The 10,556-nt window shown below is 45.2% G+C and carries 6 protein-coding genes, 14 tRNA genes and 1 riboswitch; of the genes, 1 reads left to right on the forward strand and 19 read right to left on the reverse strand.

What is annotated here, in order from left to right; genetic code table 11:
- The first annotated feature begins 155 nt into the window (after window positions 1-155).
- Window positions 156-1,100, forward strand: a complete 945-nt coding sequence (locus HPK16_RS13970) for a 1,4-dihydroxy-2-naphthoate polyprenyltransferase (protein WP_181677544.1) — start codon at window positions 156-158, stop codon at window positions 1,098-1,100.
- Window positions 1,101-1,146: 46 nt separating this feature from the next.
- On the opposite strand, the gene HPK16_RS13975 is transcribed toward HPK16_RS13970, so the two are convergent.
- The 19 genes from HPK16_RS13975 to HPK16_RS14065 all read right to left on the reverse strand — a co-directional run bounded on the left by HPK16_RS13975 (window position 1,147) and on the right by HPK16_RS14065 (window position 10,508).
- A complete protein-coding gene (locus HPK16_RS13975; protein WP_181677545.1) occupies window positions 1,147-3,003 on the reverse strand; it encodes a bifunctional homocysteine S-methyltransferase/methylenetetrahydrofolate reductase in 1,857 nt (618 codons plus the stop codon).
- Window positions 3,003-4,172: a cystathionine beta-lyase gene (gene metC / locus HPK16_RS13980; RefSeq protein ID WP_181677546.1), complete on the reverse strand. Its 1,170-nt coding sequence runs from the start codon at window positions 4,170-4,172 to the stop codon at window positions 3,003-3,005. The genes HPK16_RS13975 and metC overlap by 1 nt, the downstream gene beginning before the upstream one ends.
- The gene (locus HPK16_RS13985; protein ID WP_181677547.1) at window positions 4,165-5,292 is read right to left on the reverse strand and encodes an aminotransferase class I/II-fold pyridoxal phosphate-dependent enzyme; all 1,128 of its coding nucleotides are present in this window, start codon (window positions 5,290-5,292) and stop codon (window positions 4,165-4,167) included. Before HPK16_RS13985 ends, metC begins: the two co-directional genes overlap by 8 nt.
- A 73-nt stretch (window positions 5,293-5,365) precedes the next feature.
- A complete protein-coding gene (gene metE / locus HPK16_RS13990) occupies window positions 5,366-7,648 on the reverse strand; it encodes a 5-methyltetrahydropteroyltriglutamate--homocysteine S-methyltransferase (RefSeq protein ID WP_181677548.1) in 2,283 nt (760 codons plus the stop codon).
- Window positions 7,649-7,749: 101 nt separating this feature from the next.
- A riboswitch (SAM riboswitch) is annotated at window positions 7,750-7,855 on the reverse strand.
- A gap of 82 nt (window positions 7,856-7,937) precedes the next feature.
- On the reverse strand, window positions 7,938-9,107 hold the full coding sequence (locus HPK16_RS13995; protein ID WP_181677549.1) for an MFS transporter: 1,170 nt from the start codon (window positions 9,105-9,107) through the stop codon (window positions 7,938-7,940).
- A gap of 75 nt (window positions 9,108-9,182) precedes the next feature.
- A tRNA-Glu gene (locus HPK16_RS14000) sits at window positions 9,183-9,254 on the reverse strand.
- Between the two features lie 33 nt (window positions 9,255-9,287).
- Window positions 9,288-9,378, reverse strand: a tRNA-Ser gene (locus HPK16_RS14005).
- 18 nt (window positions 9,379-9,396) lie between these two features.
- Window positions 9,397-9,469 (reverse strand) — tRNA-Asn (locus tag HPK16_RS14010).
- A gap of 6 nt (window positions 9,470-9,475) precedes the next feature.
- Window positions 9,476-9,552 (reverse strand) — tRNA-Ile (locus HPK16_RS14015).
- Window positions 9,553-9,567: 15 nt separating this feature from the next.
- Window positions 9,568-9,638, reverse strand: a tRNA-Gly gene (locus tag HPK16_RS14020).
- Window positions 9,639-9,656: 18 nt separating this feature from the next.
- Window positions 9,657-9,729 (reverse strand) — tRNA-His (locus HPK16_RS14025).
- 14 nt (window positions 9,730-9,743) lie between these two features.
- Window positions 9,744-9,819, reverse strand: a tRNA-Thr gene (locus tag HPK16_RS14030).
- Between the two features lie 24 nt (window positions 9,820-9,843).
- Window positions 9,844-9,916: transfer RNA gene (locus HPK16_RS14035), tRNA-Phe, on the reverse strand.
- A 10-nt stretch (window positions 9,917-9,926) separates the two neighbouring features.
- Window positions 9,927-9,999: transfer RNA gene (locus HPK16_RS14040), tRNA-Asp, on the reverse strand.
- A 5-nt stretch (window positions 10,000-10,004) separates the two neighbouring features.
- Window positions 10,005-10,078 (reverse strand) — tRNA-Met (locus tag HPK16_RS14045).
- A 40-nt stretch (window positions 10,079-10,118) separates the two neighbouring features.
- A tRNA-Ser gene (locus HPK16_RS14050) sits at window positions 10,119-10,208 on the reverse strand.
- Window positions 10,209-10,234: 26 nt separating this feature from the next.
- Window positions 10,235-10,308 (reverse strand) — tRNA-Ile (locus HPK16_RS14055).
- 12 nt (window positions 10,309-10,320) lie between these two features.
- Window positions 10,321-10,394 (reverse strand) — tRNA-Met (locus tag HPK16_RS14060).
- A 38-nt stretch (window positions 10,395-10,432) separates the two neighbouring features.
- Window positions 10,433-10,508 (reverse strand) — tRNA-Ala (locus tag HPK16_RS14065).
- Window positions 10,509-10,556: the final 48 nt, after the last annotated feature.

Genomic DNA, 10,556 nt, shown 5'->3' on the forward strand with positions numbered 1-10,556 from the left:
ATAACAAAAGCCATCCGTTTTTACACCTCTAGACACTCCCGAAAAAACAGCCCCTCTAGCCAATCAAAAAAGAAATTACCTATATTCATTGACTAATAGACAAACATTGCCTAAAATTGTACAAGTACAAAGCTTTTATAAAAGGAGAGAAACTAATGGCACACGGCACAAAATCAGCTATTGTAAGACATTCTGGATTCCATAAATGGTGGATGCTACTCCGTCCCCACACACTGGTCGCATCTTTTGTCCCAGTATTTTTAGGAACCACCGTCGCAATGAGCTACGAAAGTTTTCATTTTACGCGCTTTTTAGTCATGCTAATATCGTGTTTCCTCATTCAAACCTCTGCCAACCTATTTAACGAATACTACGACTTCAAAAAAGGGCAAGACGATGAGCATACAGTGGGAAACGGCGGCGCAATTGTTCGAAACGGGATGAAACCAGGTTTTATTTTATTCCTAGCCATTTTTCTATACGTATTAGCCATTCTAGGCGGTATTTACTTATGCATGGACGTGAATAATTGGTGGATCGGCCTACTTGGTATTATCTCTATGGTTGTTGGTTATTTATACACTGGCGGACCATATCCAATTGCCTACACACCATTCGGCGAAATCATGGCAGGCTTTTTCATGGGAGGTATTATCACATTCATTTCCTTCTATATTCAAGCCGGATTTATCAGTTCCTTCATCGTCTATGTTTCGATTCCAGTGATGGTACTAGTCGGTAACTTATTGCTCGCCAACAGCATCCGCGATTTAGAGCCCGACAAAGCAAACGGTCGCCTCACACTCGCGATTTTACTAGGTCGAAAAGGAGCACTTATCCTCTTCACGTCAGCCTTCATTTTCGCATACGTATGGGAAATCGCGCTGATTTTCACAGTGGAAGCAACACCGTGGATTCTAATTATCCTACTCAGCGCTCCAGAAGCCATCAAGGCCGTTCGCCGCTTCATCGGTAAAAGCGTTCCAATCACTATGGTTCCAGCGATGAAAGCAACGAGTAAAGCTCTGACATTCTTCGGAATATTACTTGCCATCGCGTTTTTGATTAGCTTGCTAAGCGCAAATATGGTCGATTTTTAAAGCATGGAAAGAACCAGCAAAACCGTCGATGGTCTGCTGGTTCTTTTTAATTTTGCGAACTAATTTCAATAACTTGCTCCTTGCTCTGCACATACTTCGTCAATTCAATCGATAAATCATAATGCAAAAATGGTGTAATAATATAAACACCATTAAAATGCTCACAAATCGCGTCGAGAATTTCCTTCGCAATCGCCATTCCTTCCTCGCGCCCAGTTCCACTCTTATCCGCTTCTCGCATTCTTTCTCTCACCTCATCCGTCAAACGAATACCTGGAACCTCATTGTGGAGAAACTCCGCATTTCGACTCGAAAGTAATGGCATCACACCCACAAAAACAGGAACCGTAATCCCAGCTTCAACTAACGCCTCTTTCAGCTGCACCGCTTTTTCCGTATCATAAATCGGTTGCGTGATAATATAATCAGCACCATATTCCACTTTACGCTCAATCAAACGCACTGCCTTGTCCAGCTTCAATACATTTGGATTAAACGCGGCCGCCACTTGGAATCGCGCCTTCTCCTTCAACGATTTCCCAGTATAAGAAATCCCATCATTGAACTTCTTAATCAACTGCACAAGTTCCACCGATCTTAAATCAAACACCGATGACGCGCCCGGAAAATCGCCAACTTTACTCGGATCTCCCGTCACAGCCAGCACATCCTGAATCCCCAACTTGTGAAAGCCCATGATATGCGAGTGCATCCCGATCAAATTATGATCCCGCGTCGTCAAATGAATGAGCGGCCGAATATCATACTCCTGCTTCAAAATCGCCGCCAGCGCCATGTTACTAATCCGTGGCGTCGCAAGCGAATTATCCGAAATCGTAATCGCATCCACGCCTGCCGCATCCAGTTCCTGTGCTCCTTCGAAAAATTTCGCCGTATCAAATGTCCGCGGCGGATCAAGCTCCACCAACACCGTATACTGCTCCTTCACTTTATCCGTAAGCCGCACACCCGCGTCCTCCGCAGCATCTAACTCCGCCAATTCCAAAATCGGATGAACCACTTTTGACGTCACCGGTTTTATCGATTTCAAGCCTCTTCGCAGCGCCCGAATATGATCCGGCGTCGTTCCACAACAACCACCAATCAAACGCACACCTTCCTGCCTGAAAATCTCACCATACTGCTCAAAATAATCCGTTTCCGTCTGATAAATGACTTTTCCCTCATCCATCTGAGGTAAACTAGCATTCGGATACGCTGCCAAATAAGCATTTTCCAGTAATGGCACACTCTCAAGCGCTTTGGACATATGATATGGACCAAGTCGACAATTCGCGCCAACAACATCCGCTCCCAAATCCGCCAATTCCTGCAACGCCGAAGCCAGTGTCTGCCCACTTTGCAAAAGTCCTGGTTCATGCATCGACACATTCGCCACAATCGGTAAATCCGTCGTTTCCCGTGTAATTTTTAACACCGTTTTCAGTTCGTCAAGATCATAATACGTCTCAAGCAAAATCGCATCCACGCCTTCAAGCAACAAACAATATAATTGCTCCCTAAAACTACGCTTAATCTCTTCCAAACTCGGCGCCGCAATTCGGGCATCATTCGCCCCATTAATCCCGCCAATCGTACCAAAAATATACACACCAGTCCCACGCGCCGCCTCTTTTGCATGCCGCACAGCCGCCTGGTTAATTTTTTTTATGTCATCTTGTAAACCATATCGCGATAACTTAATATAGTTCGCGCTATACGTATTGGTTTGAATAATATCCGCCCCAGCCTCGATATAAGCCCGATGGATCGCAACGATATCATCTGGATGTGATAAATTCAACTCTTCAAAGGAACGGTCAACCCCATAAGAATAAAGCAGCGTACCCATTGCACCATCAGCAATTAAAACTTTCTCACTTAAATCGCGGCGTAAATTCATCAACGAGCACTCCTTTCCACTGTATAAGCAAGCGCTTGTTCGAAGTCCGCGATAACATCCGCAATATCCTCAAGCCCCGCGGAAAAGCGTAATAATCCTGGCGTAATGCCTAGCTTCAACCGTTCTCCCTCAGGAATCGCCGCATGCGACATCCGCGCTGGGTACGATAAAATACTCTCAACCGCGCCCAAACTCACCGAAAACACCGGCAATTTCGCATGATTCACAAACTGCCGCGCTGCCTCTTCACTACCGAGGTCAAATGACAAAACCGCGCCCGCCGAATCCGCCTGTTTTTGCTGAATATCATAATCCGGATGGCTAGCAAGCCCAGGATAAAAAACCTCTTTCACCCGATCATCTGCTTGCAAAAATTCCGCTAGTTTTCGCGCTGAATCCGTACCTACATTCATCCGCACAGCAAGCGTCTTAAGCCCGCGCAATAACAACCAGCAATCCTGAACGCCGAGCACGCCACCCGTCGAATTTTGCATAAAGTAAACCTGTTTTGCAAGCTCCTCATTATTCGTCACCACAAGCCCCGCCAAAATATCACTATGCCCACCGATAAATTTCGTCGCACTATGCACGACCAGATCCGCACCCAAATCAAGCGGTCGTTGCAAAGCCGGCGTCAAAAACGTATTATCCACAAACGTATAACAATCATGCTCCTTCGCAAGCCGCGCCACCGCCGCAATATCCGTCACACGCATCAATGGATTCGACGGCGTCTCCACATAAACCAACTTCGTATTCTCCTGAAAAGCCGCTGCCACCGCATCCAAATCACCCATATCCACAAACGTATGCGTAATCCCAAACCTCGGCAAAATTTGCTCCGTCAACCGAAACGTTCCACCATACACATCACCAGAAATAATAAAATGATCCTCTTGCGACAACGTCAACAATGCCGCAGAAATGGCCGCCATCCCAGTCGCAAACGCAAAACCGTGCGTCCCATTTTCCAATTTTGCAATTGCATCTTCCACAGCCTGACGCGTCGGATTTCCCGACCTCGCATAATCAAATTCATGATAATTATCAAAATCTGGCTGATGAAACGTCGAAGACAAATGAAGCGGTGTATTGAGCGCACCCGTCGCCTCATCAATCCCAAGACTCGCATGCACAACCTTCGTATTAAAAGAAAACTCCTCACTCATGCACGCCCACCCCCTCTTTCAAAACAGCCGCAAAAGCCTGATCCAAATCCGCAATTAAATCATCGCTATTTTCAATCCCAACCGAAATTCGCAACAACTCATCCGTCAGCCCATAAGATTCCCGAAGCTCGCGCGGCACATCTGCATGAGTCTGCGTCACCGGATACGTAATTAAACTCTCCACGCCACCCAAACTTTCCGCAAACGTAAACAACTCCAAACTCCGCAACAACGGCGAAACAAGCGCAGCATCCTTAATCAAGAAACTCACCATGCCGCCCTTTCCAGGATACAGCACCTTCGTCACAGCCGCGTGTCCCTCTAAAAATCCCGCCACTTTTCGAGCATTTTTCTGATGTTGTTCCACCCGCAGAACAAGCGTCTTTAATCCACGCATCAACAACCAACTATCAAACGGCGAAAGCACCGCCCCAATCGAATTATGGAAATCACGCAATTGCACAGCCAATTCCTCATCCTTCACAATCACCGCACCCGCCAGCACATCATTATGCCCACCAAGATACTTCGTCGCACTATGAAAAACAATATCCGCACCCAAATCCAGCGGTTGCTGCAAAATCGGCGTCAAAAACGTGTTATCCACAATCACTAGCAAATCATGCTTTTTCGCAAAAGCTACAACTGCCGCAAGATCCGTCTCCACCATCAAAGGATTTGTCGGCGTCTCAATAAACACAGCTTTCGTCGCAGGTGTCAATAAAGCTTCCAAATCAGCAATATCCGTCGTTTCCCAATAAGAAAAATCAATTTTATACTTCTTCGCAATCAATTCAAAATAACGATATGTACCACCATATAAATCCCGTGAAGAAATAATATGATCGCCACTCGCAAACAATGTGAAAATAAGCTGAATCGCACTCATACCCGAACTCGTCGCAAAACCAGCCGTTCCATTTTCCAATGTCGCAAGCGCCTCCTCTAGAACCTCCCGCGTTGGATTCCCCGTTCTCGTATAATCATACCCTGTCGAAACACCCAGATCTTCATGACGGTATGCAGTCGACAAATAAATCGGCATGTTCACAGCACCAGTCGCTCCACTTTTCCGATTTCCAATTTGCGCTACAATCGTTTCTTTTTTTAACTTTGTCATTCCAATCCCCTCCATCAATTTAAAAAGCGCCAGGAGTAGCAACATCATGCCGTTCCTAGCGCCAAATTTTCTATTATTTTATCACTTTATACTCTTCACGAATCTCTTTCGTCGCATTCACCATATCGCGAAGCGCCTCAATCGTTTCCTTCTCTTTACGCGTTTTTAAACCACAATCCGGATTCACCCAGAATTGGCGCGCATCAATCACTTTTAACGCTCGGCGGATATTTTCTTGAATCTCACCGGTCGTCGGAACACGCGGACTATGAATATCATATACACCCAATCCGATTTCCTTATCATACCCAACCTTCTCAAACGTTTCAATAATTTCACCATGACTGCGAGACGTCTCAATCGAGATAACATCCGCATCCAGCGCGCTAATCGTATCGATAATATCCTCAAACTCCGCATAACACATATGCGTATGAATCTGCGTATCATTTTTAACCGAAGTCGTCGTCAACTTAAACGAATAAACCGCATCATCCAAGTATTTCTGCCATCTTGAACGCTTCAATGGCAACCCTTCACGTAGCGCCGGTTCATCGACCTGAATCACGCGAATTCCAGCCTCCTCAAGCGCCTCCACCTCTTTACGTAGCGCCAAACCAACTTGATTAGCAACTACATAATCCGGCACATCATCACGCACAAACGACCAGTTGATAATCGTCACCGGCGCCGTCAACATCCCTTTCACAGGACGATCCGTTAGCGACTGCGCATAAACACTTTCCTTCACCGTAATAGCCTCCGTAAACGCCACATCCCCGTAAACCAATGGCGGACGCACCGCGCGCGATCCATAAGACTGCACCCAACCAAATTTCGTCGCTTGGAAACCATCCAACTTCTGACCAAAATACTCGACCATATCCGTTCTTTCAAACTCACCATGCACCAACACATCCAAGTCCAAATCCTCTTGAATCCGAATCCAGCGCTCCGTCTCCGTCTCAATAAATTTCTCATATTCCGCGTCCGTAATCACTTTTTTCAACCAGTCCGAACGTTTTTTCCGAACCTCAGGCGACTGCGGAAAACTACCAATCGTCGTCGTTGGCAATAACGGCAACTGCAACCACGCGTGTTGCAACTTAATCCGCTCTGCAAAAGGTAACTCACGCTTCACTTCCACATTTTCCAAATTGCGAATCGCTTCCTGAACCTCCGCATTATTTCGGTGGTGCGATCCATTAATCGCCGTTAAAGCCGTTTTCGCATCCGCAAATTCCGCCGTCACATCCCCACCATTCAATGCCTTTGTCAGTGCCACTAATTCCACTAATTTCTCATCCGCAAACGATAATCCACCAAGCAATACCTCATCCAAATCTGGCTCACTCGCTTTCGTCACCGGCACATGCAATAAGGAACTTGAAGGCTGCACAATCAAGCGATCTTTCGGCACCACTTTTGCAATTCGCTCAAGCAATTCCAATTTCGCATCCAAATCTGCACGCCACACATTCCGACCATCAATCACCCCAGCCGCCAAAATTTTATCCTCAGGAAATCCAAATTTCTCAAGCGCTTCAATCGATTCCCCATGGTCATGCACAAAATCCACACCAATCGCGTCTACCGGTAACTTCATAACCTCTTCAAAATAGTCGAGACTTTCGAAATAGGTTTGCAATTCAATCTTCAAACTAGGAACAACTGCCTTAAACGAAGCATAAACCGCCTCAAAAACCGCTAATTCCTCCTTATCAAAACTAGTAGCCAAGTAAGGCTCATCGATTTGCACCCATTTTGCCCCAGCAGCTTCCAACTCCTTCAAAACCTGACCATAAAGCGGAACTAACTGACTTAACAACCCTTTAAAATCATCATTCCCCTTCGCCAATTTCAAGTAAGTAATCGGTCCAACAAGCACTGGCTTACCATCAATCCCTAGTTCTCGTTTTGCTTCCTCATAATAAAACAACGCCCGATTTTCCGTCAATTGTGGCTTCGCATCCACAAGTTCCGGCACAATATAATGATAATTCGTATTAAACCACTTCGTCATCTCCGAAGCAACCGCACCATCATTCCCCCGCGCAACCTCGAAATATGTATCAAGATCCACTTTCCCAGCCTCATAATTAAATCGTTTTGGCACAATCCCAAACGTAATACTCGTATCTAAAATGTGATCATAAAAAGAAAAGTCCCCGACAGGAATCAAATCAATTCCTTTGTCCTGCTGTTTCTTCAAAGCTTGTAAACGCAATTCTTTAGTTTCAGAAAGTAATTGCTCTTCAGAAATCTTATGATTCCAATAATTCTCAAGCGCCTTCTTCCATTCCCGTTTCTCACCTAAACGCGGATACCCTAAATTTGAACTTTGAACTTTCGCCATTTCACATCACCATTCCCTCATTATTTTTTTCATATAAAAAGCCTCTCCAGTCAAGACCAGAGAGGCTACGAATATCCGAATTTTGCAGACACGTATTCACTCTCTTATCTTTCGAAGCATCACACTTCGCAGGATTTAGCACCTTTTCAAAAACTGAAAGGTTGCCGGGTTTCACAGGGCCAGTCCCTCTACCACTCACAATAAGAGTTATTATATGAAATTAATTACATCCAGTTCCGATGTATTGAACTTATATTACCATCCCACGAAATTCCTGTCAACTAAAAAATCACACCATTGTCGAACTTTTTCGAGCATTCCCAAAAAATAAGGCTAAAAACGCTGCAATCAGAAGCCCAGTAATCACAAAATAAAACACATCATTACCAAACAATCCAATCATAATTCCTGTTGCAGATGGCCCAATAATACTCCCCAAACTAAAGCTCATTCCCACTAAAATATTCCCCGCAGGTAAAAGTTCCAGTGGCGTCAAATCCGTCATATAAGATAATCCAAGCGAATACATCGATCCCAGAAAAATCCCCAAAATAAAAAACATCACAATCAATAAAATACTATTAGAAACAAAGGCCGTCACAAAAAACACAATGGCCCCTACTCCAACAAAAATTGGCAAAACTTTCGCCCTACCAATCCTATCGCTCAAAATACCAATCGGAACCTGAAATAAAATCGTCCCTACAGAAAAGGAAGAAATAATTGTCACGACCATCGCTTGCGGAATCCCATCCCGAAGCCCCACAATCGGAAAAGTAGCATTAAGCGCAGTCTCTAGTATGCCATATACAAAAGGAGGAATCATCGAAATCCAAGCAAGCCTAAATACATCCGAAAAACGCTTCAAACTTCCAAAAAACGATATTTCACGTATAACCGCACTTTCAGCAACAAATTCATTCCTAAGAAACCAGACAAGTCCCCAAGCAATAAGAACCATAATCCCTGATATAAAGAACGGCAAGTTCACATTAATCTCCATCAAATTTACAAGCTGGGGTCCAACAGCAAAACCCAATGAGAAAAACAGCCCATAGATAGCCATATTACGTCCACGCTTTGAAGGATGGCTCATTGCACCAATCCAAGTCTGCGAAGAAAAATGCAACATATGATCCCCCACACCAACCAATAATCGCAAAATAAACCAAAAATATAGGTTAAACCATAGCGGAAATAGTAATAAAGCAAGTGCTACAATACCACCACCGACAATGATAATAGGTTTGTATCCAAAACGATGTAATGGTGCTTCAATAAATGGCGATACTAATAAGACACCTATATATATCCCCGTGGCATGAAATCCATTCACTCCTGAAGAAATCCCGTTGCCTTCAAATATAATAGAGATTAACGGCAATAGCAAGCCTTGTGATAGACCAGATATAGCAACAACCACTGTCAAAATCCAAAATTTAAATCTATTGCTTTTCATACCTATCCTCCTATGCATTTTTTGCATTAAAAAGAACAATGCCATATAAATGACATTGTTCTCTATAATCAGCGATGACCCGTACGGGAATCGAACCCGTGATACCGCCGTGAAAGGGCGGTGTCTTAACCGCTTGACCAACGGGCCTCATTATTAATCTAAATTTCGCATCTTTTATACTGGCGGAGAAGGAGGGATTTGAACCCTCGCGCCGCGTTAACGACCTATACCCTTAGCAGGGGCACCTCTTCAGCCACTTGAGTACTTCCCCAATATAAACACTTACAAGCTCCACAGGCAAGACTCGAACTTGCGACCGATCGGTTAACAGCCGATTGCTCTACCAACTGAGCTACTGTGGAATAATATGGTGGGCCTAAATGGACTCGAACCATCGACCTCACGCTTATCAGGCGTGCGCTCTAACCAGCTGAGCTATAGGCCCACAATAAAAATAAAGAGCGGGTGATGGGAATCGAACCCACGACAACAGCTTGGAAGGCTGTAGTTTTACCACTAAACTACACCCGCATCATCCAAAATTAAAAAGGCGGCTAGTGGGAATCGAACCCACGCATGCCTGAACCACAATCAGGTGCGTTAACCACTTCGCCATAGCCGCCGCTATCGCTAATATGGTGCCGGCTGCAAGAGTCGAACTCGCGACCTACTGATTACAAATCAGTTGCTCTACCAACTGAGCTAAGCCGGCTTAAGATAAAGATTACTATTAAGGTGGCTTGGGACAGAATCGAACTGCCGACACCTTGAGCTTCAATCAAGTGCTCTACCAACTGAGCTACCAAGCCATAAGTAAAGCGGTCCCGACGGGATTTGAACCCGCGATCTCCTGCGTGACAGGCAGGCATGTTAACCCCTACACCACGGAACCACTAATTGCGGGGACAGGATTTGAACCTGCGACCTTCGGGTTATGAGCCCGACGAGCTACCAGACTGCTCCACCCCGCGACAATAATATTATTTTATCCACAAATCACTAAGAAGAAAAAGGAGGAAGAGGGATTCGAACCCCCGCGCGGTCTTACCCGCCTGTCGGTTTTCAAGACCGATCCCTTCAGCCAAACTTGGGTATTCCTCCATGATATAATAAAAAATAGTGATAGGTGGACCTTGCAGGACTCGAACCTGCGACCGGACGGTTATGAGCCGTCTGCTCTAACCAACTGAGCTAAAGGTCCAGAATTAAAAGGTAGCGGCGGAGGGAGTCGAACCCACGACCTTTCGGGTATGAACCGAATGCTCTAGCCATCTGAGCTACACCGCCAATATAATATATAGACGTACCTTTTATTCAAAAAAAGTTGGTGGAGCCTAGCGGGATCGAACCGCTGACCTCCTGCGTGCAAAGCAGGCGCTCTCCCAGCTGAGCTAAGGCCCCTTCATAATAAGAGATGGGATATTTTTAATGGTCGGGAAGACAGGATTC

Source organism: Paenilisteria rustica, from assembly GCF_013820765.1.
In the GTDB taxonomy this organism is placed as follows: domain Bacteria; phylum Bacillota; class Bacilli; order Lactobacillales; family Listeriaceae; genus Listeria_A; species Listeria_A rustica.